The 23,265-nt window shown below is 66.0% G+C and carries 15 protein-coding genes and 2 tRNA genes; 11 read left to right on the top strand and 6 right to left on the bottom strand.

Annotated features, from left to right (window positions below):
- Positions 1–250 precede the first annotated feature (250 nt).
- A complete protein-coding gene (locus ACI1V7_RS15215; protein WP_404532632.1) occupies positions 251–1,384 on the top strand; it encodes a GGDEF domain-containing protein in 1,134 nt (377 codons plus the stop codon).
- Positions 1,385–1,609: 225 nt separating this feature from the next.
- On the opposite strand, the gene ACI1V7_RS15210 is transcribed toward ACI1V7_RS15215, so the two are convergent.
- A tRNA-Asp gene (locus tag ACI1V7_RS15210) sits at positions 1,610–1,686 on the bottom strand.
- A 43-nt stretch (positions 1,687–1,729) separates the two neighbouring features.
- Positions 1,730–1,805 (bottom strand) — tRNA-Val (locus ACI1V7_RS15205).
- 329 nt (positions 1,806–2,134) lie between these two features.
- Between ACI1V7_RS15205 and ACI1V7_RS15200 the strand changes: the two genes are divergently transcribed.
- The 3 genes from ACI1V7_RS15200 to ACI1V7_RS15190 all read left to right on the top strand — a co-directional run bounded on the left by ACI1V7_RS15200 (position 2,135) and on the right by ACI1V7_RS15190 (position 8,500).
- Positions 2,135–4,357 (top strand): TonB-dependent receptor, encoded by a 2,223-nt coding sequence (locus ACI1V7_RS15200; protein WP_404532631.1) that lies wholly within the window; start codon positions 2,135–2,137, stop codon positions 4,355–4,357.
- 361 nt (positions 4,358–4,718) lie between these two features.
- Positions 4,719–6,557, top strand: a complete 1,839-nt coding sequence (locus tag ACI1V7_RS15195; RefSeq protein WP_404532630.1) for a S8 family peptidase — start codon at positions 4,719–4,721, stop codon at positions 6,555–6,557.
- A 176-nt stretch (positions 6,558–6,733) separates the two neighbouring features.
- On the top strand, positions 6,734–8,500 hold the full coding sequence (locus ACI1V7_RS15190) for a S8 family peptidase (protein ID WP_404532629.1): 1,767 nt from the start codon (positions 6,734–6,736) through the stop codon (positions 8,498–8,500).
- Here ACI1V7_RS15190 and ACI1V7_RS15185 read toward each other — a convergent pair.
- Entirely contained in the window at positions 8,490–9,461 is a 972-nt protein-coding gene (locus tag ACI1V7_RS15185) for an AraC family transcriptional regulator (RefSeq protein ID WP_404532628.1), read from the bottom strand. The genes ACI1V7_RS15190 and ACI1V7_RS15185 overlap by 11 nt on opposite strands.
- A gap of 81 nt (positions 9,462–9,542) precedes the next feature.
- Here ACI1V7_RS15185 and ACI1V7_RS15180 point away from each other — a divergent pair, with 81 nt between their 5' ends.
- From ACI1V7_RS15180 to ACI1V7_RS15170, 3 genes are all read left to right on the top strand, one after another.
- The gene (locus ACI1V7_RS15180) at positions 9,543–10,568 is read left to right on the top strand and encodes an aldo/keto reductase (protein WP_404532627.1); all 1,026 of its coding nucleotides are present in this window, start codon (positions 9,543–9,545) and stop codon (positions 10,566–10,568) included.
- An 86-nt stretch (positions 10,569–10,654) separates the two neighbouring features.
- A complete protein-coding gene (gene dinB / locus ACI1V7_RS15175; protein WP_404532626.1) occupies positions 10,655–11,731 on the top strand; it encodes a DNA polymerase IV in 1,077 nt (358 codons plus the stop codon).
- Between the two features lie 89 nt (positions 11,732–11,820).
- Positions 11,821–12,717 (top strand): recombination-associated protein RdgC, encoded by an 897-nt coding sequence (locus tag ACI1V7_RS15170; protein WP_290412815.1) that lies wholly within the window; start codon positions 11,821–11,823, stop codon positions 12,715–12,717.
- Between the two features lie 155 nt (positions 12,718–12,872).
- Here ACI1V7_RS15170 and ACI1V7_RS15165 read toward each other — a convergent pair whose 3' ends face one another.
- Together ACI1V7_RS15165 and ACI1V7_RS15160 are read right to left on the bottom strand one after the other, a co-directional pair.
- Positions 12,873–14,501, bottom strand: coding sequence for a catalase (locus ACI1V7_RS15165; RefSeq protein WP_404532625.1), 1,629 nt, complete (start codon positions 14,499–14,501; stop codon positions 12,873–12,875).
- 91 nt (positions 14,502–14,592) lie between these two features.
- Complete coding sequence (locus ACI1V7_RS15160; RefSeq protein ID WP_290412813.1) at positions 14,593–15,078, bottom strand: asparaginase domain-containing protein; 486 nt, start codon at positions 15,076–15,078, stop codon at positions 14,593–14,595.
- Positions 15,079–15,227: 149 nt separating this feature from the next.
- On the opposite strand from ACI1V7_RS15160, the gene ACI1V7_RS15155 reads away from it, so the two are divergent.
- Complete coding sequence (locus ACI1V7_RS15155; RefSeq protein ID WP_290412812.1) at positions 15,228–15,986, top strand: L-asparaginase; 759 nt, start codon at positions 15,228–15,230, stop codon at positions 15,984–15,986.
- A 104-nt stretch (positions 15,987–16,090) separates the two neighbouring features.
- Here the strand turns inward: ACI1V7_RS15155 and ACI1V7_RS15150 are convergent, their stop codons facing one another.
- Positions 16,091–17,080 carry a D-2-hydroxyacid dehydrogenase family protein gene (locus ACI1V7_RS15150; RefSeq protein ID WP_404532624.1) on the bottom strand — a complete coding sequence of 330 codons (990 nt, stop codon included), beginning with the start codon at positions 17,078–17,080 and terminating at the stop codon, positions 16,091–16,093.
- A 343-nt stretch (positions 17,081–17,423) separates the two neighbouring features.
- On the opposite strand from ACI1V7_RS15150, the gene ACI1V7_RS15145 reads away from it, so the two are divergent.
- The 3 genes from ACI1V7_RS15145 (at position 17,424) to ACI1V7_RS15135 (ending at position 23,263) form a co-directional block, all read left to right on the top strand.
- On the top strand, positions 17,424–19,289 hold the full coding sequence (locus ACI1V7_RS15145) for a phosphoenolpyruvate carboxykinase (GTP) (protein ID WP_404532623.1): 1,866 nt from the start codon (positions 17,424–17,426) through the stop codon (positions 19,287–19,289).
- A 236-nt stretch (positions 19,290–19,525) separates the two neighbouring features.
- Positions 19,526–21,478, top strand: a complete 1,953-nt coding sequence (locus ACI1V7_RS15140; RefSeq protein ID WP_404532622.1) for a phosphatase PAP2 family protein — start codon at positions 19,526–19,528, stop codon at positions 21,476–21,478.
- Between the two features lie 186 nt (positions 21,479–21,664).
- Positions 21,665–23,263, top strand: a complete 1,599-nt coding sequence (locus ACI1V7_RS15135; protein WP_404532621.1) for a GH39 family glycosyl hydrolase — start codon at positions 21,665–21,667, stop codon at positions 23,261–23,263.
- The last annotated feature ends 2 nt before the right edge of the window (positions 23,264–23,265 follow it).

Below are 23,265 nucleotides of genomic sequence, written 5' to 3'. Positions count from 1 at the left end.
TTGTCAATTATGCACGACAGGGTGTGTTGACACGGCCGTGCACGGGAGAAGTGTGACCAGAGACCCACACATCGGACCAGTCCCGGCCTCCTGGCGGATGCGGAGGAGCAACAGGGGCGGCAAAATCGTGCGTGCCCAAAAAATAAAACCGTGTACTATAATTCTTTCAGGCAATATATATTGTGCATAATATATTGCCTCGACCTGCCGTCCACTGTTGAGGACCGAAGTGATCGATATCCAGACATTCATGCTGGCCCTAGGCGTCGGCAACATCGCATTTGCCGTGCTGATGGCCGGCTATATGCGCGGTGCGCCGTCGAATTCCGCATTGAAGGCATGGATGTGGGCGCGCCTGCTGTCCGGCCTGGGCCAGGTGTGCGCGTGGACGGCGCCGTATTTCCGCGTCACCCTGCTGGTCGACGTGGCCAGTTTCGCCTGGGTGACCGGGGCGGCGATGGAACTGGGCGCGTATTGCGTGTTCTTCGGCTTCCGGCGCTGGCGCCAGGCCCTGTATCCGGCTGCCGCCGCAGCCATGCTGGTCGTGGCGGGCGCCGCAGCCCTGGGCGCGTCGCCCCGGCAGATGACCTGGACCGTCGCCGTGCTGGTTGCGCTGATGGCGTCGGCCGCGGCGATGATCCTGCTGCGGCCCCAGAAGGACGCGCCGCTGCTGCAGCGGATCATCGGTGCCGTCGATGCCGTGTTCGCGCTGGCGATCTGGATGTGGATGGCGGTCGCGGACGGACGCACGGACACCTTCAATGCCAGTCCCGTCCTGGGCTTCGCCTATCTCTCCAGCTATCTCCTGATGATCGTGAACGGCTTCGGCTTCCTCCTGCTGTGCAAGATGAAGGATGATGCCCGCATGCGCCGCCTGGCCACGATCGACGGTTTGACCGAGACGCTGAACCGGCGCGCCTTCTTCGAGCGTGCCGACGCCGCGCGCTTGCTGGCGCAGCGCCTGCGCAAGCCGATCGCCCTGATGATGCTCGACCTGGACCACTTCAAGCAGCTCAACGACGGCTTCGGCCATGCCTGCGGCGACGAGGCGCTGTGCGTGTTCGCCGCCACCGCGCGCGCCATGCTGCGCGAGCACGACCTGATGGGGCGCCTGGGCGGCGAGGAATTCGCGCTGGCGCTGCCCGGCACCGGCCTGGAAGGCGCGCTGCACGCCGCCGAGCGCCTGCGCGTGGCCGTCACGGAGGCGCCGCTGCCGTCCTGCGCCACCGGTTACCGCATGACGGTCAGCATCGGCGTCATCGTCATCGAGCCGAACGAGGAATTGACGGCGGCCCTGGCGCGTGCCGACCACGCGCTGTACGCCGCCAAGGTGGGCGGGCGCAACCGGGTGGAGGTGGGCAGCGCCATCCTGAAATGCGCATGACGGCACATGGTCGTCGAACAGGTCACTACCCTCGTCGTCGAGATGGACTGCGTCACCCAGCAGAACGCAACGCTGATCGGCAACACCGCCACGGCGTAATGGCCCTGGAACGCTTCCAAGCAGCAAGCGCAGAAACGAAAAAAGGTCCGACGAATCGGGCCTTTTTTTCTTGGTACACCTGGAAATAAAAAAGGCCCGAACGAGTCGGACCTTTTTTACTGAATCTGGCGGAGCGGACGGGGCTCGAACCCGCGACCCCCGGCGTGACAGGCCGGTATTCTAACCAACTGAACTACCGCTCCGTTTTACTTTGATCGGTGCTTCACTTGCAATCAACCTGGACCGTGGTGGGCGCTGAGAGGCTCGAACTCCCGACCTAATCCTTGTAAGGGATCCGCTCTACCAACTGAGCTAAGCGCCCTCTATTCCAGAGGTTTTCTTGCCGACGTTTGTCATCACGTCCGAAGAGGCCCGAATCATAGCGTATCCATTTCAAGTAACGCAAGGGATTTTCGGAAAAAAGTAGCGATGTGCTCGTACATGGGTGTTGTAAGTCTGTCGTATGACGATCGACATATCTTGCATAAGCTTATATACATGTTCGACAATGTGACCTTTAAGTGACAGCAACGTTTAGACATCGTCAACAAGATGCGGGTTGCTGCGCCGCGCCCCACGCCGAGCCTGGCGGCGAAGGAAGAATGGCGGAGACACGCGACAGTTTTTTTACTCTTCCCTAGGAAAAACTCAATGATCAAGACGTCCAAGATGCACAAGCGCGTGCTCGCCGCGCATGGCGCACTACTGGCCCTGTCCACCCTCCCGGCCGCAGTCATGGCCCAGACCCAGACTGCCCAGCCGGCGGAACTGCAGACCGTCACCGTGACGGCGCAGCGTCGTACCGAAAACATCAAGGAAGTGCCGGTGTCGGTTACCGCCATCAAGGGCGAAAAGCTGGACGTGCTGGTCTCCGGCGGCCAGGACATCCGCCTGCTGGCCGGCAAGACCCCGAGCTTGAACGTTGAGTCTTCCAATGGCCGTACCTTCCCGCGCTTCTATATCCGCGGCTACGGCAACACCGACTTCTCGACCTTCGCGTCGCAGCCGGTCTCGCTGATCTATGACGACATCGTCCAGGAAAACCCGATCCTGAAGGGCTACCCGATCTTCGACCTGGCAGGCGTGGAAGTGCTGCGCGGTCCGCAGGGCACCCTGTTCGGCCGCAACACCCCGGCCGGCGTCGTGAAGTTCGAATCCGAGAAGCCGAACCTGAAGAAGGTCGAGGGCTACTACAACCTGTCCTACGGCACCCACGCGACCTCGAGCATGGAAGGCGCCGTCAACGTGCCGCTGTCGGACAAGTGGGCGATGCGCGTCTCGACGCTGCGCCAGCACCGCGACGGCTACGTCGACAACTACAGCGACCTGGCCAAGACCAACAAGACCGGCGAACTGGACGGCTACAACGAACACGCCGAGCGCGTGCAGTTCCTGTACACCCCGGACAGCACCTTCAGCGCCCTGTTCAACGTGCACCAGCGCACCACCTCGGGCAGCGCGCGCCTGTTCCGCGCCAACCTGATCAAGAAGGGCACCAACGACATCGTCGATGGCACCGACCTCGACAGCATCGTCACCAATGCCCAGAACTTCCAGAACCTCAAGACCAACGGCGCCAACCTGCGCCTGTCCTGGGACCTGGGCCCCGTCAAGCTGTACTCGATCACCGGCTACGAAGGCGTCGACCAGTACCGCAGCCGCGGCGACATCGACGGCGGCATCCCGGCCGGTCCGGGCTTCATCCCGTTCCAGTCCGAGACCTCGGGCTTCATCGACGACCTGAAGCAGTACTCGCAGGAATTCCGCGTCGAATCGAAGAACACCGGCCCGCTGAACTGGCAAGCCGGCGTGTACTACTTCAAGGAAGACGTGACGGGCGGCAGCGACGGCTACAACACCGCCGGCGTGCAGACCTCGCGCCAGTCCAGCGAGCAGAACAACAAGGCCTGGGCGGCATTCGGCTCGGTGACCTATGAAGTGACGCCGGACTTCTCCGTCCGCGGCGGCCTGCGCTATACCGAAGACAAGAAGGACTTCGCCACCGTCACCGCCTTCGGTTTCACCCCGGTGGGCCCGAACAGCGTCAGCGAGAGCAAGGACAAGGTCAACTGGGACCTGTCGGGTACCTACAAGCTCAACCGCGACGTGAATGTCTACGCCCGCGTGGCGACCGGCTTCCGCGCCCCGAGCATCGCGCCCGCCTCGACCTTCGCGCCGGTGGGCATCACCGTGGCCGACGCCGAGACCATCACCTCGTACGAAGCCGGCATCAAGGCCGACCTGTTCGAGCGCCGTGCCCGCACCAACTTCTCGATCTACGACTACCGCATCAAGAACCAGCAGCTGACCGTGGTCGGCGGCAATGCGAACGTCACCAAGCTGATCAACGCAGCCAAGACCGAAGGCCGCGGCGCCGAGTGGGATATCGAAGGCATCATCACCCCGGACTTCCGCGTCGGTGCCAGCGCTTCGTACAACTACACCCAGATCAAGGATCCGAGCCTGTCGGTCGCCCAGTGCGCAGCCTGCACGATCACCGACCCGATCAATGCCGCCGGCAACGTCCTGATCAACGGCAACCCGCTGCCGCAGGCGCCGAAGTGGATCGCCAACGTCAACGCCCGGTACAGCATCCCGTACGGCGACGGCGAGTTCTTCGTCTACACCGACTGGTCGTACCGTTCGAAGATCAACTTCTTCCTGTACGAAGCGAAGGAATTCGTCGGCAAGCCGCTGACCGAAGGCGGCCTGCGCCTGGGCTACACCTGGGCCAACGGCAAGTATGAAGTGGCAGCGTTCGGCCGCAACATCACCGACCAGCGCCGCGTCACCGGCGCCATCGACTTCATCAACCTGACCGGCTTCGTCAACGAGCCGCGCATGTGGGGCGCGCAGTTCAAGGGCAATTTCTGATTCCCTGAACCGTTCCTCGAACAAAAGGCCGCGAGCGATCGCGGCCTTTTTTTATTAAACATGATTATCGACCGTAATCACAATTGTTTAATATGACCATCTTGCTTTAATTAAACTTTATTTCGTAAATTTTACAAATGGCCAAACCTTCTAGGTTTTAGCGCTAACAAGTGTGTTCTGTATCGTAAATGCATCGATTTCAATTGTGAATTTTCCTCAAAGTTTTTTCCTTCGAGTTAATCTGGCTTGTCCACATACAGATGGGCAATCGGCGGCCAGCGCTGGCGCCGAACACAACTAGATCTCGGGCATGCGTGCCTGCGGAAATGAAGCTTGGTGTTTTCTCACAAAAGGAAGAAACATGAAGTCACAGCAATCGATGTATCCGGCCATGTTGAAACTCTGCGCTGCAGCCGTCCTCGGGCTCGGCGCCGGCATGGCCAGTGCGGGCGTCGCCTCGACCGCCGCCGTTCCCGCCGCGCAGGGAATGAAGGTGGCGGACGAGACCGACCGCATCATCGTCAAGTACAAGGGCGAAGACGGTGCGGTGTCCGTCAAGGGCAGGATGCAGGCGGCCTCGAGCAGCCTGGCAGCGCCCCTGAACACGGCACGCAAGAACCTGCTCGACCAGTCCGGACGCCAGTTCGGCATGCTGATGAAGGAATCGCACACGATCGCCACCGGCGCCCGCGTGGTCAAGCTGGGCCGCAAGGTCAGCGTGGCCGAGGCCGCCAAGGTGGCCGCCGACTTGGCCGCGCGCGATCCGTCCGTCGAATACGCCGAGCCGGACCGCCTGATGCATCCGCTGTTCACGCCCAACGACACCCGCTACACCGAGCAGTGGGACCTGTTCGAGAGCACCGGCGGCATGCGCCTGCCGGCAGCCTGGGACAAGTCGACGGGCGCCGGCATCCGCGTCGCCGTGATCGACACCGGCTACCGTCCGCACGCCGACCTGTCGGGCCAGTTCGTGGCCGGCTACGACTTCATTTCCGATACCGCCATCGCCAACGACGGCAACGGCCGCGACAGCGACGCCAGCGATCCGGGCGACTACGTGGCGGCCGGCGAGTGCGGCACCGGCGAACCGGCCTCGAACTCGAGCTGGCACGGCACCCACGTGGCCGGCACCATCGCGGCGTTGACCAACAACGGCATGGGCGTGGCCGGCGTCGCCTACGGTGCCAAGATCGTGCCCGTGCGCGTGCTCGGCAAGTGCGGCGGCTATACCTCGGACATCGCCGACGCCATCGTCTGGGCGTCCGGCGGCACCGTCTCGGGCGTGCCGAACATCTCCGCGCGCGCCCAGGTCATCAATATGTCGCTGGGCGGCGGCGGCACCTGCGGCACCACGACCCAGAACGCGATCAACGGCGCCCGCTCGCGCGGCACGGTGGTCGTGGTCGCGGCCGGCAACGAGGCCCAGAACGCCAGCAACAGCAATCCGGCCAACTGCTCCGGCGTGATCACGGTGGCGGCCACCAACCGCAATGGCGGACGCGCGTCGTATTCGAACTACGGCACCGTGGTCGACGTGGCGGCGCCGGGCGGCGACAGCGGCGCGGCGATCCTGTCGACGCTCAACGCCGGCACCAGCGGCCCGGGCGCCGACAGCTACGCGGGCTACATGGGCACGTCGATGGCGACGCCGCACGTGGCCGGCGTCGTCGCGCTGATGCTGGCCAAGAATGCCAGCCTGACGCCGGACGACGTCGAGGCCCGCCTGAAGTCGAGCGCGCGCGCCTTCCCGGCCTCGTGCAGCGGCTGCGGCGCCGGCATCGTCGATGCCTCGGCCGCCGTGGATGCCGCGACGGGCGGTACCACGTCCACCGGCCCGACGGTCGCCGAAGCGGAGTCGAACAACACCCTGTCCACCGCGAACGGCGTGACGACTTCCGGCACCACGGTGAACGGCGCCATCGGCAGCAACAGCGACACGGATTACTTCGTCGTGCAGCTGCCGGCCGGGAAGACGCTCACCGCGACCATGACGCCGAACGCCAGCTCGGACTACGACGTCTACATCTACAACAGCGCGGGCACGCAATTGGCCAAGAGCGAGAACGGTACCGGCGCGGTGGACAGCGCCAGCTCGGCCAACACGGGTTCGTCGACCGCGGCGCGCTACGTGCGCGTGGTGTACTACAGCGGCGGCACCGGTTCGACCAACGGCAAGTACACGCTCAAGCTGAGCTGGTAACGGCGTATCGAGCGCATCGATGACTGCCTGGAAAGGATGCGCCTCCCGGCGCATCTTTTTCCTTGCCATTCAAGCAGTTATCAAAAATTTTCCTGTCGTATCGACCCCAAAGGCGGCCCCGTGCGGGCCGCTTTCCGTTACGCTGTCCAGTTCGCTTAAACGATGGAGAGCACCGCATGACGCAGCACAGCATGATGAAGACCTCGTTCCTCGCCGCCGCACTGTTCGCCTTCGGGCCGCTGGCCGCCCATGCCCAGGACACGAAGTTCATCGCCCAGACCGACCGCCTGATCGTCAAGTACAAGGACGCCGCCGACAATGCGAAAGGCGCGCAGCCCATGCGCGTACCCGACCGCGTGCGCCAGGCCCTGATCGACCGCGCCGGCCAGCAGTACGGCGCCACGCTGCGCGCGCTGCGCGCCACCGCGGGCGGCGCCAACGTGATGCAGCTGAACCGCGCGATGGCGCTGGACGAGGCGCGCAAGCTCGCGGCCGAGCTGATGGCGCGCGACCCGGACGTCGAGTACGCGGAGCCGGACCGCATCATGGTGCCGCTGGCCGTTCCCAACGACGCGCGCTACGGCGAGCAATGGGACCTGTTCGAGGCCAGGGGCGGCATCAACGCGCCGGCCGCCTGGAACAAGGCCACCGGTAGCGGCATCAACGTGGCCGTGATCGACACGGGCTACCGCCCGCACGCGGACCTGGCCGGACAGATCCTGCCGGGCTACGATTTCATCACCACGGGCGTCATCGCCAACGACGGCGGCGGCCGCGATGCCGATGCCAGCGACCCGGGCGACTGGGCCCCGGCGGGCAGCTGCGCGGCCGGCGTGCCGGCCCAGGACACGAATTCGAGTTGGCACGGCACCCATGTCGCCGGCACCATCGCGGCGAAGACGAACAACGGCAGCGGCATCGCCGGCGTCGCCTACAACGCGAAGGTCGTGCCCGTGCGCGTGCTGGGCCGCTGCGGCGGCTACACCTCGGACATCGCCGACGCCATCGTCTGGTCCTCGGGCGGCACCGTCACGGGCGTGCCGGCCAACGCCAACAAGGCGCGCGTGCTGAACCTGTCGCTGGGCGGCAGCGGCACCTGCGACACCACCACCCAGCGCGCCATCGACAGCGCCCGTTCGCGCGGCGCCGTCGTGGTGGTCGCGGCGGGCAATGCGAACGTCGACGCCGCCAATTCGAACCCGGCCAACTGCAGCGGCGTGATCGCGGTGGCGGCCGTCAACCGCAATGGCGGCCGCGCGTCCTACTCGAACTACGGCAACGTGGTCGACCTGGCGGCACCGGGCGGGGACAATGGCGCCGGCATCCTGTCGACGCTGAACGCGGGCACCACCACGCCGGCCGGCGACAGCTACGCCACCTACATGGGCACCTCGATGGCGGCGCCGCACGTGGCCGGCGTGGCCGCGCTGATGCTGTCGGCGAATCCGTCCCTGACCCCGGACGAGGTCGAGGCGAAGCTGAAGTCGAGCGCGCGCGCCTTCCCGGCCACGTGCACGGGTTGCGGACGCGGCATCGTCGACGCGGCGGCGGCCGTGAACGCGGCGCTGCCGGCAGCGGCAGCCGCCGTGCCCGCGCAGAACGAGACGGAGTTGAACAACACGATCCCGGCGGCGAACGCGGTGACGGTGAGCGGCACGGTTGTCAACGGCACCGTCGCGGCGACCAACGACAACGATTACTTCGTGGTCCAGGTCCCGGCCGGCAAGACGCTGACGGCGACCCTGACGCCGGCTGCAGGTTCGGACTTCGACCTGTACGCCTACAACGCCGCCGGCACCCAGCAGGCCACCAGCACCAACGGCCTGGGCGTGGCGGACGCGGTGTCGACGGCCAACACGGCGGCGGCGACGCAGGCGCGCTACGTGCGCGTGCGCTACCACGCGGGCGCGGTAGGCAAGTACACGTTGAAGTTCACCTGGTAAGCCCTGCCGCCGTGCCTTGCTGCCGGAACTGTCCCGGCGCCAGGCCCGTGCTTTTCTTGAAGGCCGCGCTGAACGCGCTCTCCGACGCATAGCCGAGCCGGTACGCCAGCGTGGCCACCGGCTCGCTCCCCTGCACCAGGGCCTGGCGCGCCAGCCGCATGCGCCATTGCTGCAGGTAGTGCAGCGGGGCGCTGCCGACCAGGGCCTTGAAGCGCAGCGCCAGCGCCGAGCGCGACATGCCGCCGGCGCGCGCCAGCTCGGGCAGCGTCCAGCGCCGTGCCGGGTCGCCGTGCAGCGCCCGCAGCACGGGGCCGATCCTGGGGTCGGCCAGGGCGCCCAGCCACCCGTCCGCCGCCGGCCCTTCGCCATGGGCGCGCAGCGCCTGCACGAGCGCGATGCGCGCAAGGCCCGCCGTCACCGCGCGCTGGCCGGGCGCGCCGGCCTGCGCTTCGTCGCGGAACAGTTCGAGCAGGGCGCGCAGCGCCGGCGCCGCGCGCGAGGCGGCGCGGATGTGCAGCTCGGGCGGCAGAATCTCGTCCAGCAAGGCGCGCTGTCCCGGCGCGATCTCGAAACGGCCGGCCACGGCCACCATGTCCGGCGCGCCTTCTCCCCAGCGCACGCTGCCGCTGGCCCGGTCCATGGCGGCGGCGAAGTGCGCGACGCCGTCGACGGGCGCCAGCGCCAGGTCGCTCGCCACCACGAACGGGCGTCCGCCATGCATGACGAGGCAATCGCCCGGCTCCAGGCAGATGGCAGTGTCGCCGCCGTCCACGCGGATCCACTGGCGGCCCGCGACCTGGGCGATGAACTTCAGGTAGGAATACGAGGGCAGGCGCAGCGCCCACGCGCCGCCGGCGGCGATGCGCAGCGAGGTGCCGTCGCGGATCTGCAGCAGCGCCAGGACGTCGGACAGGGGATCGCCGACGGGGGCGTCTGCGCCTGGCGCTGGACGCGCGCGCATCGGTTGTGGATCGTGGAGCATGGTGGAGCGGGGCCGCGGCTTCTAGACTGTCGTCATCGGATCACAGGAGAACGACGCACCATGCAATACCGACGACTCGGAAAGACCGGCCTCATCGTATCACGCCTGTGCCTGGGCGCCATGACCTTCGGCGGCGCGGCGACGCCGCCCTACGACAAGGTCGGCGGCCTGTCGCTGGCGGACACGGACCGCCTGGTCGGCACGGCGCTGGACGCCGGCATCAACTTCATCGACACGGCCGACGTGTACGCGAACGGCGAATCGGAAAGCCTGCTCGGCGAGGTGCTGCAGGGGCGCCGCGACGACGTCGTGCTGGCCACGAAATACCATGCGCCGATGGGCAAGGGGCCGAACGATGCCGGCCAGTCGCGCCTGTACACGCTGCGCGCGCTGGACGCCAGCCTGAAGCGCCTGCGCACCGACCACGTTGACCTGTACCAGATCCACAATTTCGACGGCCTCACGCCGATGGAAGAGACGCTGCGCGCCCTCGACGACGCCGTCCGCGCCGGCAAGATCCGCTACATCGGCTGCTCCAACCTGGCCGCGTGGCAGGTGGCCAAGGCCCTCGGCCTGTCGGCGCTGCACGGCTGGTCCGCCCACGTGTCGGTGCAGGCCTGCTATTCGCTGGCCGTGCGCGACATCGAGCGCGAGATCCTGCCGCTGGTGCGCGACGCCGGCCTGGGCCTGATGGCCTGGAGCCCGCTGGCGGGCGGCCTGCTGTCGGGGAAGATCAGCCGCGCCGGCGGCGCCGACCCCGGTTCGCGCCGCGCCCACATCGACTTCCCGCCGATCGAGGCGGAACACGGCTACCGCGTCATCGAGGCGCTGGCGCCGGTGGCCGAGCGCCACGGCGTCAGCGCGGCCCGGGTGGCGCTGGCCTGGCTGCTGGCGCAGGAGGGCGTCACCTGCGCGATCGTCGGCGCGCGCCGCGTGGAGCAGCTGCAGGACAACCTGCAAGCGCTGGACCTGCAGCTGACGCCGGACGACCTGGCGCAGCTCGATGGCGCCACCGCGCTGCCGCGCGCCTACCCGGGCTGGGTGCAGGCGATGACGAACGTGCACCGGGAACGCTTCCTCGGCTGACCCTGCCGGACTTGCGCGGCGGGGGCGATCCGGGCGATACTGTATGCAATAACAGTAGTCGTCCCGGCGCCGGGACGCACGCCAGAGTGAACGTCCCTGTCCGCAAGATCATCCACTGCGATTGCGATTGTTTCTACGCATCCGTCGAGATGCGCGACGACCCCTCGTTGCGCGGCCGGCCGCTGGCCGTCGGCGGCAGGCCGGACCAGCGCGGCGTCATCGCCACCTGCAACTACGAGGCGCGCCGCTTCGGCATCCATTCGGCGATGGCCACCGCCACCGCCGTCAAGCTGTGCCCGGACCTCCTGCTGATCCCGCCGAACATGGAGAAGTACCGGACCGCCTCGCGCCAGATCATGGAGATCTACCGCGACTACACGGAGCTCGTCGAACCGTTGTCGCTGGACGAGGCCTACCTCGACGTCACCAATTCCCCCCACTGCAAGGGCAGCGCGACGCTGATCGCGCAGGAAATCCGGCGCCGCATCCACGAGACCGTCGGCATCACGGCATCGGCCGGCGTGGCGCCGAACAAGTTCGTGGCCAAGATCGCCAGCGACTGGAACAAGCCGGACGGGCTGTTCCTCGTGCGGCCCGACGAGGTGGATGCCTTCGTGGCCGCGCTGCCCGTCAAGAAGCTGTTTGGCGTGGGCAAGGTCACGGCCGCCAAGCTGAACCGCCTCGGCGCCCAGACCTGCGGCGACCTGCGCGACTGGAGCATGGACAAGCTGCAGCAGCATTTCGGCTCGTTCGGTGCGCGCCTGTACAGCCTGTGCCGCGGCATCGACGAGCGCGACGTGAATCCCGTGCGCGAACGCAAATCGATCAGCACCGAGGAAACCTATACGCCGGACGTGCCCGACCTGCCGGCCTGCCTGGCGCTGCTGCCCGAGCTGATGGAGCACCTGGCCGGGCGGATCAAGCGCAACGGTGCCGAAAAATTCATCAACAAGCTGTTCGTGAAGATCAAGTTTTCCGACTTCCAGCAGACCACCGTCGAATGCGTGGGCTACGCGCCGAGCCTGGAAACCTACCGCCACCTGATGGAGACGGGATGGCAGCGCGCCAGCCGTCCCGTGCGCCTGCTGGGCGTGGGCGTGCGCCTGGCGGACAGCGAACAGGTCGAGCAATTACGCCTGTTTGACGAACTCGCAACACACTGAAAAACCCTTCCCCGCGATATGAAAATTGCTGCTAAGCAGCGTGTAGAATGTCGTTCCTTTGAAATACCGAGATAACTGAGAGCAACCTTATGTGGTTCAAGAACCTGCAGATTTACCGTCTCCCCCAGAACTGGGCGTACACCCCCGAACAGATGGAAGAAGCGCTGCAATCGCAGGCGTTCACGCCGGCCAGCAGCAATGAATTGCTGCGCCAGGGCTGGGACTCGCCGCGCGGCAACGGCAAGCTGGTCCACGTGGTCAACAAGCAGATGCTGATGATGCTGGGCACGGAAAAGAAACTGCTGCCGAGCTCGGTGATCAACCAGGTCGCCAAGGCCAAGGCCGCCGAACTGGAAGAACAGCAAGGTTTCCCGCCAGGTAAGAAGGCGATGAAGGAATTGAAGGAACGCGTGGCCGACGAACTGCTGCCGCGCGCCTTCTCGATCCGCAGCAACGTCTGGACCTGGATCGACCCGGTCAATGGTTGGCTGATCGTCGATGCGGCCAGCCCGAACAAGGCCGACGACGTCATCAAGCTGCTGCTGAAGGCCGTCGACAAGCTGCCGCTGGAATCGCTGCGCGTGCAGAGCTCGCCGGTGGCCGTCATGACGGGCTGGCTGGAATCGGACGAGGCGCCGTACAACTTCACCATCGACCAGGACACCGAGCTGCGCGCCACCGGCGAGAGCAAGGCCGCCGTGCGCTACGTGAAGCACTCGCTGGACCCGGAAGACATCCGCCGCCACATCGCCGCCGGCAAGCAGTGCACGCGCCTGGCGCTGACCTGGAACAGCCGCATCTCGCTGGTGCTGACCGAGCAGCTGGCCGTCAAGGGCATCAAGCCGCTCGACGTGATCAAGGAAAACGAGACGATCACCTACAGCGACGACGAGCGCTTCGACAACGACATTATGCTGATGACGGGCGAACTGGCCAAGATGCTGGCGGATCTGGTGGAAGCGCTGGGCGGCGAAGCCAAGGCCTGATGAAACGTAGGGTGGGCACCATGTGCCCACCATGGCGTTCGCGGATGGCACGCGTTCATGGTGGGCACGTGGTGCCTACGCCGGCCGCGCCCACCCTGCGAAAGGCAAGCGGCCCGGGTTGTTGCCCGGGCCGTTTGCATTTCTGCGTCACGCCATTACTTCGCCGCGACTTCCTCGCTGGTCGACGGCTCCTTCACGCCGCCCGCGCCATCTCCCGCTTCCGCCTGGCCGCTCGTGTAGGTCGCCCCCTGGCGGTTCTCGTGCGGGGCCGGCTTGCCCGGCAGCGGCGGCAGGGCCCTGGCCTTGTCCAGGTCGATGCCGGCGACCTGGGCCACGCGGCGGCCGTAGTCCTCGTCGCAATGCCACAGGTGCCAGACCATGCGCAGCTGGATCACTTCCGGGCACTTCTTGAGGTCGCCGCCGACGTTGGCGACGAGGTCGTCGCGCTCCCAGTCCTGGAAGCTGCGGTAGCGGTCGCCGGCCTGCTTGTAGTCGGCCGCCGTGCTGGTCGTCTGGTAGCGGCCCAGGTGGCCCTGCACGTACTGGTGGTAATCCTTCTTCGGCTGCGGCCCTTCCTTCAAGCCGCCGATCAGGCTCGGTTCGTAGTTCAGGTGCTTGTTTTCGCCGCCATCGTCGACGTAATACGCCATCTGGCCGTCGCGCTGGTTGGTGCGGGCCACCGCCTTTTCCTGCGGCGCATTGATCGGCAGCTGCAAATAGTTGGGGCCCACGCGGTAGCGCTGCGTGTCCGAATAGGACAGGGTGCGGCCCTGCAGCATCTTGTCGTCCGAGAAGTCGATGCCGTCGACCAGCACGCCGGTGCCGAAGGCCGACTGCTCGGTTTCGGCGAACACATTGTCCGGGTTCTTGTTCAGCACCATGCGGCCCACGGGCAGCAGGGGGAACTGGTCTTCCGGCCAGCGCTTGGTATCGTCCAGCGGGTCGAAGTCGAGTTCCGGATGCTCGCCGTCGGCCATGATCTGCACGCAGAATTCCCACTCGGGAAAATCGCCGCGCTCGATGGCATCGTACAGGTCGCGCGTGGCATGGCTCGTGTCCTGGCCCTGGATCTCGGCCGCCTGCTGCGCGGTGAGGTTGCGCACGCCCTGCCTGGGCTGCCAGTGGAATTTCACCAAGTGGGCGACGCCCTGGTCGTTCACCAGCTTATAGGTGTTGACGCCCGAGCCTTCCATCTCGCGGTAGTTGGCCGGGATGCCCCATGGGCTCTTGACCCAGGTGACCATGTGCAGCGATTCCGGGTGGTTCGCGATGAAATCGTAGAAGCGCCACGGTTCCTGCTGGTTGGTGACGGGGTCCGGCTTGAAGGCGTGGATCATGTCCGGGAACTTGATGGCGTCGCGGATGAAGAAGACCTTCAGGTTGTTGCCGACGAGGTCCCAGTTGCCCTCGACGGTCTTGAACTTGACGGCGAAGCCGCGCGGGTCGCGCGCCGTCTCCGGGGATTCCTTGGCGCCGATCACGGTCGAGAAACGGACGAACATGGGCGTCTGCACGCCGGTCTCGTTCAGCACGCGGGCGCGCGTGTACTTGCTCGCCGGTTCGTTGCCGATCTTGCCGTAGGCTTCGAAATAGCCGTGAGCGCCGGTGCCGCGTGCATGCACGACGCGTTCGGGGATGCGCTCGCGGTCGAAGTGGGTGATCTTTTCGATGAACTGGTAGTTCTCGAGGGTTGCCGGGCCGCGCTCGCCGACCGAGCGCAAGGACTGGTTGTCGCGCACGGGATGGCCCTGGCGGGTGGTCAACGTGGGTCGCTGCTCATCCATCGTTCTTCCTCCTGCAAATGTGGGGGGGAGAACCATTATAGGAAGCGGCTGGGACATGCAGCGCCCGCCAGCCCTCAGGCAACTTGCGTTGTCAGAGCGCCTGGAACACGCCGGCCGCGCGGTTCTTGGTGACGTTGTCCCAGCTGAACACCTTGCCGTTCATGGCCACGTAGACGCCGGCCGGCAGCGTCTGTGCCACGCCGCAGGCGAAGCCGAAGTTGAACAGCGCGTCCGAATTCGCGATCTCGTAGGGAATCATGGCGCCGGTAAACACGATGGTCTTGTCGGTGGCGACCGTGCCCAGTACCTCGGCCGTCTCGCGCATGGTGTCGGTGCCGTGCACGATCACGATGGCCTTCTCGCTGGCGGCCTGGCAGGCGGCCAGCACCTTCTGGCGGTCGGCGTCCTGCATGTCAAGCGAGTCGAGCAGGGACACCACTTCCAGTGCGACGGGAATGGTCATGCGCGTGCGTGCAATGACTTCCGGCAAGTGGCTGTCGGCAAAGCCCAGAACGCCGTTCAGTTCGTTGTAGTGTTTGTCGAAAGTGCCGCCGGTGGCGATGATCCGCAGAGTCATGATGTTTTGAAAACTCGGTAAAAAAAGGTGGGTAATGATAGCCGCAAACCGTAGTGTATCCACATGTGACTGCGCTAGAATCTTCGAGATCGGATGAGTACACTGATCCCTTTGTTTGATCTCTTTCCGGGCCCCAGCCCGCTTCCCCAATGAAACCCGTCGCACCTGGAACCGTCATTTTCCACCGCCATCGCGGCTATGGCGTCATTACCCACGTCAACCTGCTGACCGGGTGGATTTCCGCGCGCTTCGGCAACGAATCGCGCACGCTCGACCTGAATTTGTCGACCGATGAAGTCCAGCATGCGGACGGCGAGCCGATCCTGTTCCGCCGCTCGCCGCCGGACCGCATGCCGCACGCGCGCCTGATGGCCATGGTGCGCGCGCTGCACCAGGCCGGCTACGAAAAGCTGTACCTGCACGCATGGCCCAAGCCCTCGGGCCTGCACTGGCGCTGGCACCTGTTCGCCGGCCAGCGCGACTGGATGCAGCGCCCCTGGCGCGAAGGCTGGTACGGCTCGGGCGCCGACTACAACAACAATCCCGTGATGGGCTGGGGCGACGCCCCGGGCGCCACCACGGACGAACTCGTGCACGCGCTGGCCAAGTTCGATCCCGAAGGCCTGGCCCGCGCGCTGGGCCGCGACGAAGACCACACGGCCTGGTTCGCGGGCGTGTGCGATGCGCTATTACCTGGCTACATGTATTCCTTCGACATGGCACCCGCTCCCCAGGGCGGCGGCCTCGTCGAGATGCCGCCCGTGCCCGTGGTGCCCGTGCGCGCGGGCTTGCCCGCCTATGCCGGCCCCGTCATCGAATGGCCGCCGGGCTGGCCGGGGCTGTGGCTGCGCAAGCATGCGATGCCGGCGCAGAAGCCGAATTTCACGGGCGAGCCGGAGTTGCGTTGATGCAGGCGTTGAGGTGGGCACATGGTGCCCACCCTACGATGCAGATACCGATACCGTAGGGTGGGCACCACGTGCCCACCGTGCGCGTACCACAGGCCCATGCATTACCGTTTCAACGCCTCCGGATTCAGGATATTGCTCGGATTCCCATTCGCGAACTGCACGATGTTCTCGAACGCCTTGCCGAAATACATCTCGTAGCTGTCCTTTTCCACATACCCCAGGTGCGGCGTCGCCAGCACGGTCGGGATCTTCAATAGCGGCGCATCCGCCGGCAGCGGTTCGCTGGTGAACACGTCCAGCGCCGCATAGCCCGGCCGGCCCTTGCGCAGCGCCGCTTCCAGCGCCCCGTCGTCCACCAGCTCCGCCCGGCTGGTATTGACGAACAGCGCATCGCGCTTCATGCGCGCCAGGTCCTCGCCCGTGACGATGCCGCGCGTCGCATCGTTCAGGCGCAGGTGCAGGCTCAGCACGTCCGCCTGTTCGAAGAACGCCTCGCGCGACGCCGCGGCCAGGTTGCCGTCGGCGACGGCCGCCGCGCGGCTCGCCTCGCTGCCCCAGACTAGCACCTGCATGCCGAAGGCACGGCCGTAGCCAGCCACCATGCGGCCGATCTTGCCGTAGCCCCAGATGCCCAGCGTGCGCCCGTGCAGCGTGCGGCCCAGGCCGTTGAGTTCCGGATTGATGGAGGCCGTCTGCCACAGGCCGTCCTTCAGGTTGTTGGCATAGGGAACGATCTTGCGGCTGGCCGCCATGACCAGCGTCCAGGCCAGTTCGGCGGGCGCCACCGGCGAACCCGTGCCTTCGGCGATGGCGATGCCGCGTTCGGTCGCGGCCGCCACGTCGATGTGGCCGGAGACCTTGCCCGTCTGCGAGATCAGCTTCAGGTTCGGCAGCTTCGCCAGCAGCGCGCGCGGGAAGGGCGTGCGTTCGCGGATCAGCACGAGGGCGTCGAACGGGGCCAGGCGGATCGCCAGCTGGCCCAGGCCGCGGGTCGAATTGTGGAACACCTTGACCTCGTGACCGTCCAGCAAGTGGAAGCAATCGAGGCGGCGGACGGCGTCCTGGTAATCGTCGAGGATGGCAATTTTCATGAAAACAGGGTGATTTGTGGGCTAGAACGTAATGAAATAACGTGATTTAAAGTTAAGAAATTAACCTACTACATTACTCAACCAAAATTCCTACATTTTTGTTGTTGAAGCATTTGAAACGCATTTGCGGGGGTGTAGAATCGACCAGACATAAAGACCCGCGATGTCTGAATGACATCACTCAAGGGCCTTCATCCGTTCCACAGCCCCATCGATTGCACCGCCACGCAGGTGCCCGGGCTGGCGACAAGACCGCCGTAGCGCCAGACCACCAGGCCGACATGACGACGATCCTGCCGAGACGGGACGAGACAGAGATTTCTATTGGCATGGAGGTACACCTATGAACCAGCCCGTGATGGGCGGCGCCGCCGCACTGAACGTCCCAGCTTACATCAAGCACGATCGACTCATCCACTGGGTGGCGGAAATCGCCGCCCTCACCAAGCCGGACGCCATTTACTGGTGCGACGGCTCGCAGGAAGAATACGACCGCCTGTGCGCGCAGATGGTCGAGGCCGGCACGATGAAGCGGCTCAATCCCGACAAGCGCCCGAATTCCTACCTGGCCTGCTCCGATCCGAGCGACGTGGCGCGCGTCGAGGACCGCACCTTCATCTGTTCCAGCACGAAGGAACAGGCCGGCCCGACCAACAACTGGGTCGACCCGGCCGAGATGCGCCAGACCATGCACGGCCTGTTCGACGGCTGCATGGCCGGCCGCACCATGTACGTGGTGCCTTTCTCCATGGGCCCGCTGGGCTCGCCGATCGCCCACATCGGCGTCGAACTGTCCGACTCCCCATACGTGGCCGTCAACATGCGCATCATGACGCGCATGGGCCGCGCCGTGTACGACGTGCTGGGCACGGACGGCGAATTCGTGCCCTGCGTGCACAGCGTCGGCATGCCCCTGCAGGCCGGCCAGCAGGACGTGCGCTGGCCGTGCAACGCCACCAAGTACATCGTGCACTACCCGGAAACCCGCGAGATCTGGTCGTTCGGCTCGGGCTACGGCGGCAATGCGCTGCTGGGCAAGAAGTGCTTCGCGCTGCGCATCGCCTCGAACATGGGTTACCAGGACGCGCAGCAGGGCGGCACCGGCTGGCTGGCCGAACACATGCTGATCCTGGGCGTGGAGTCGCCGCAGGGCGACAAGCAGTACGTGGCGGCCGCGTTCCCGTCGGCCTGCGGCAAGACCAATTTCGCCATGCTGATCCCGCCCGCCGGCTTCGAAGGCTGGAAGGTCACGACCATCGGCGACGACATCGCCTGGATCAAGCCGGGCCCGGACGGCCGCCTGGTCGCCATCAACCCGGAAGCGGGCTATTTCGGCGTCGCCCCGGGCACCAACGACAAGACCAACCCGAACTGCATGGCCTCGCTGCGCGAGAACGTCATCTTCACCAACGTCGCGCTGACCGACGACGGCGACGTCTGGTGGGAAGGCATGACGAAGGAGGCCCCGGCCCACCTGATCGACTGGCAGGGCAAGGACTGGACGCCGGCCTCCGGCACCAAGGCCGCGCACCCGAACGCGCGCTTCACCGTGGCCGCCACGCAGAATCCCGTGATCGATCCGGCCTGGGACGATCCGGCCGGCGTGCCGATCTCCGCCTTCATCTTCGGCGGCCGCCGCTCGACCACCGTGCCGCTCGTGACCGAGGCGCGCGACTGGACCGAAGGCGTCTACATGGCAGCCACGATGGGCTCGGAAACGACGGCCGCCGCCGCCGGCCAGATGGGCGTCGTGCGCCGCGATCCGTACGCGATGCTGCCCTTCATCGGCTACAACATGAGCGACTACTTCCAGCACTGGCTGGACCTGGGCCGCAAGGTGGCGGACAAGAACCCGCAGGCGCTGCCGAAGATCTTCTGCGTCAACTGGTTCCGCACCGACGATGCCGGCAACTTCGTGTGGCCGGGCTATGGCGACAATATGCGCGTCCTGAAATGGATCCTGGACCGCACCCAGGGCCAGGGCGGCGGCGTCGAGCACATGTTCGGCACCACCCCGTCGTACGCCGACCTGAACTGGACCGGCACCGACTTCAGCGACGCCCAGTTCGCCACGATCACGTCGATCGACAAGGACGCCTGGCGCGAAGAGCTCAAGCTGCACGCCGAGCTGTTCGACAAGCTGTCCTACCGGCTGCCGCAGGAGCTGGTGGCCACCAAGCAGAAGCTGGAACAGCGCCTGGGCCAGTAAGCGCGATCACTAAGCCGTATCACTAAGCCGTATCACTAAGCAGGAAAACTGAGCAGGACCACTGAGCAGGACCACGGAGAACCGGGGGAGACGACGGCTGCGGCACGTACCGCAGCCGCATTGGGGAAGAGGGACGGGCATATGCCTGTCCCTTTTTTCATGGCGCCATGTCATCGGCGCGTCATGTGGCGAAAGAATAATGCGCGGCTTCACCATCCATTTCTTCGGAGCCCGCAATGCCGCGTACGTCCCCTCATGCCCGCACCCTCGTCTCGATCGCCGTCCTGGCCATGCTGGCCGCTTGCGGCGGCAGCGACGATGTCACGGACATCTCGCCCGTCACCACCGCGCCGGCGGCGCCGGCCGATCCGGGCTTCGTCGAGAGCGTACCGGTACCGGCCGTCGCCGCCTTCGTGGACACGGTGGCCACCAACCAGCGCGGCGATGCCCGCTACGCCACGCTGGCCACCAATGCCGGCGTGCGCGTGCTGGGCGGCATGCTCGACATCTGGAAGCCGCTGACCGAGATCGTCGATGCCGGCGTCACCGCGCCCGCCGTCGACGGTTTCCCGGCCGTGGTCGCATCGGGCTGGACCGGCGTGCCGAACGACGGCACCAATGGCGGCACGGTCGTCAATGCCGCCGTGCACAACGCGAACATCGACTACGTCGTCAAGGCGACCGCGAACCGCACGCCGGAGCAGGCCCGCCTGGCCTACCTGGACGACCGCCGCAACAAGGGCTATAGCGTGACCGAGGGCATGGGCCCGCTGACGAGCGCCTGGCGCACGGCCGCGCGCGCGACCACCACGATCAACGACGTGCCGGCCGACGCCACCACGGTCAAGTACGACGACGGCGGCAACAACAACGGCGTGGGCGGCGATGCCAATGCCGACTTCGGCAAGGTCGTCGACCTGATCAACTCGATGGGCAACAACGGCTCGACGGAACCGGCCAAGCGCTTCTACAAATACGCGCGCCCGTACCGCTGGAGCACGGCCGTGAAGGTCGTGCCCCAACTGGAACCGGCGAAGAGCACCACGCCGAATACCGACGGCGGCTTCACCAGCGGCCACTCGGCCGAAGCGGTCCGCAACGGCGTCGCCATGGCCTACGTGCTGCCGGAACGCTACCAGCAACTGGTCGGCCGCGGCCTGGAGCTGGGCGAGAGCCGCATCCTGGCCGGCATGCACTCGCCGCTGGACGTGATCAGCGGCCGCGTGCAGGCGCAGGCCGTGGCCGCCGCCAACCTGCTCGCCGCGAGCAGCGCGACGCGCGCCGCCGCCGTGACCCAGGCGCACACCACCCTCATGAAGCTGACCAGTACGACCGCGGCCACGTTCCCGGCCTACGCCGTGTCCGGCACCGCCGCCAACGACCGCTTCGCCGACTACGCGACCAGCAAGGCCAACTACATCCGCCGCATGACCTTCGGCCTGCCGCAGATCGGCGCCACCAACGTGCCGGCCGCCGTGCCGAAGGGCGCCGAAGTGCTGCTCGAGACGCGCCTGCCCTACCTGAGCGACGCCCAGCGCCGCGCGGTGCTCAAGAGCACGGCGATCGCCTCCGGCTATCCGGTGCTGGACGATCCGGAAGGCTGGGGCCGCCTGAACCTGTTCGCCGCGGCCGACGGCTACGGCGCCTTCAACGGCAACGTCGTCGTGACGATGGATGCGGCGCGCGGCGGCTTCTATGCGATGGACGCCTGGCGCAACGACATTTCCGGCAGCGGCAAGCTGACGCTGAAGGGCAGCGGCCGCCTGGCCCTGTACGGCAAGAACAGCTTCACGGGCGGCACGCAGATCGACGGCGGCACGCTGGAAGCGGATGCCGAGGGCGCGCTGGGTAGCGGCGACGTCTATGTCGGCAGCGCCGGCACGCTGGCGAGCAAGGCCAAGGGCCAGCTGGCCATCGGCGGCAACTATGCCCAGCTCGACAAGGGTACGCTGGACATCACCCTCGGCTCCGCCAGCGCGGGCCTCGTGACGGTGAAGGGCACGGCGACCATCGTCGGCGGCACGCTGCGCCTGCGCTTCGCCGACGGCTTCAAGCCGGCGGCAGGCACCACCTACCGCGTGCTGACGGCCGGGGCGCGCAAGGGCGTGTTCACGAGCGTCGTGGCCGACGGCTACAAGGCGACTGCGGTCTACGCCAACGACGGCGTGAGCGTGCGCATCGACGGCTGATCCGCTCCGGCTTCGCCTCACGCAAGGACAGCGCAAGCTGTCCTTTTTTCATTGGCGATCGATGCCGCCGGAGGAGGCGGCCTTTCGTTTTACTAAAGTCTCGTTATCCATTATCCTTTGCAACTGGATGAGTGTTAGCGCAAACATTCCATCCGCCGTCATCGACGCCTACAAAGGACAATAATCATGAGACACCGTCGTACACTGCTCGGCAGCGCCGTGGCGCTGGTTTTTGCCGCCTCCTTTTCCCTCCCCGCCGCAGCCGCAGCCGCAGCCGCATCCGCACCGGCCAGCACACGCCACATCGCCGTCGACCTGAACGCGCCGACCACGCCGCGCGACCGTTTCGCCGACCTGTCCGTCGGATCCGACTATCCGGGTACCCTGATCCGCGACGACAGCCTGGCGCAACTGAAGATCGCCCGCGACGAGCTGGGCTTTCGCTACATCCGCTTCCACGCGATCTTCCACGACGTGCTGGGCACGTACAAAGTCGTCGACGGCAAGCCGGTCTACGACTGGACCAAGATCGACTACCTGTACGACAAGCTGCTGGCCATGGGCATCAAGCCCTTCGTCGAACTGAGCTTCACGCCGGACGCGATGAAGACCTCGGAGCAGACCATTTTCTACTGGAAGGGCAATACCTCGCATCCGAAGCATGCGCAGTGGGGACCGCTGGTCGATGCGTTCGTGCGCCACCTGCAGCAGCGCTACGGCAAGGAAGAAGTGCGCACCTGGTTCTTCGAAGTCTGGAACGAGCCGAACCTGGACGGCTTCTGGGAGAAGGCCGACCAGAAAGCGTATTTCGCGCTGTACGACCTGACCGCCAACACTATCAAGGCGATCGACCCGGCGCTGCGCGTGGGCGGTCCGGCGACGGCGGGCGCGGCCTGGGTGCCGGAATTCCTGGCGCACACGCGGCAAAGCGGCGCGGCCGTCGACTTCGTCGCCACGCACACCTACGGCGTGGATGGCGGCTTCCTGGACGAGAGCGGCAAGGAGGACACCAAGCTGTCGCCGAACCCGGACGCCATCGTGGCCGACGTGCGCAAGGTCCGCAAGGAGATCGAGGCGTCCTACCTGCCCAAGCTGCCGCTGTACTTCACGGAGTGGAGCACCAGCTACAACCCGCGCGACGTCGTGCACGACTCCTACATCAGCGCCGCCTACATCCTGAGCAAGCTGAAGGCGACGGAGGGCATCGTGCAGGGCATGAGCTACTGGACCTATACGGACCTGTTCGAGGAACCGGGCCCGCCGACGGCGCCGTTCGAAGGCGGCTTCGGCCTGATGAACCCGCAAGGCATCCGCAAGCCGGCCTGGTTCGCCTACAAGTACCTGAACCAGCTGGGCGACCAGGAGATCAGGACGGCCGACCGGCAGGCCTGGGCCGCGCGCGACAAGGACGGCAACGTGCAACTGCTGGCCTGGGACTTCCAGACCCCGGACCAGAGCAGGACGACCAACCGCAATTTCTATACGGTCGTCCAGCCGACCCGCAACGCCGCGCCGCTGAAGATCGCGCTGAAGGGCATGAAGCCCGGCAGCTACACGATGCAGGTCTACCGCACGGGCTTCAAGGCCAACGACGCGCCGACGGCGTATATCGAGATGGGGCGGCCGAAGGCACTGGATGCGTCGCAACTGGCGAAGCTGCAGGGGCTCACGCAGGACAAGCCGGAGACGCGCCAGGTGAAGGTGGGCAAGGACGGCACGGCCAGCGTGGAGGTGAAGATGCGGGTGAACGATGCGGTGCTGGTGAAGATTGGCCCGGCACGTTGATG

Origin of the sequence: Massilia paldalensis, from assembly GCF_044901715.1 — a bacterium.
Taxonomy (GTDB): Bacteria; Pseudomonadota; Gammaproteobacteria; order Burkholderiales; family Burkholderiaceae_D; genus Telluria; species Telluria paldalensis.
The sequence above is the reverse complement of the archived record's forward strand: the minus strand, read 5'-3'. Positions and strand labels throughout refer to the sequence as shown.

Bases quoted from the DNA above. Each gene is read 5' to 3' on its own strand.
- ACI1V7_RS15215 (WP_404532632.1), top strand. From the start codon at position 251: ATGCTGGCCCTAGGCGTCGGCAACATCGCATTTGCCGTGCTGATGGCC.
- ACI1V7_RS15160 (WP_290412813.1), bottom strand. From the start codon at position 15,078: ATGACTCTGCGGATCATCGCCACCGGCGGCACTTTCGACAAACACTAC.
- ACI1V7_RS15180 (WP_404532627.1), top strand. From the start codon at position 9,543: ATGCAATACCGACGACTCGGAAAGACCGGCCTCATCGTATCACGCCTG.
- ACI1V7_RS15185 (WP_404532628.1), bottom strand. From the start codon at position 9,461: ATGCGCGCGCGTCCAGCGCCAGGCGCAGACGCCCCCGTCGGCGATCCC.
- ACI1V7_RS15155 (WP_290412812.1), top strand. From the start codon at position 15,228: ATGAAACCCGTCGCACCTGGAACCGTCATTTTCCACCGCCATCGCGGC.
- ACI1V7_RS15170 (WP_290412815.1), top strand. From the start codon at position 11,821: ATGTGGTTCAAGAACCTGCAGATTTACCGTCTCCCCCAGAACTGGGCG.
- ACI1V7_RS15190 (WP_404532629.1), top strand. From the start codon at position 6,734: ATGACGCAGCACAGCATGATGAAGACCTCGTTCCTCGCCGCCGCACTG.
- ACI1V7_RS15165 (WP_404532625.1), bottom strand. From the start codon at position 14,501: ATGGATGAGCAGCGACCCACGTTGACCACCCGCCAGGGCCATCCCGTG.
- ACI1V7_RS15140 (WP_404532622.1), top strand. From the start codon at position 19,526: ATGCCGCGTACGTCCCCTCATGCCCGCACCCTCGTCTCGATCGCCGTC.
- ACI1V7_RS15135 (WP_404532621.1), top strand. From the start codon at position 21,665: ATGAGACACCGTCGTACACTGCTCGGCAGCGCCGTGGCGCTGGTTTTT.
- ACI1V7_RS15200 (WP_404532631.1), top strand. From the start codon at position 2,135: ATGATCAAGACGTCCAAGATGCACAAGCGCGTGCTCGCCGCGCATGGC.
- ACI1V7_RS15145 (WP_404532623.1), top strand. From the start codon at position 17,424: ATGAACCAGCCCGTGATGGGCGGCGCCGCCGCACTGAACGTCCCAGCT.
- ACI1V7_RS15150 (WP_404532624.1), bottom strand. From the start codon at position 17,080: ATGAAAATTGCCATCCTCGACGATTACCAGGACGCCGTCCGCCGCCTC.
- ACI1V7_RS15195 (WP_404532630.1), top strand. From the start codon at position 4,719: ATGAAGTCACAGCAATCGATGTATCCGGCCATGTTGAAACTCTGCGCT.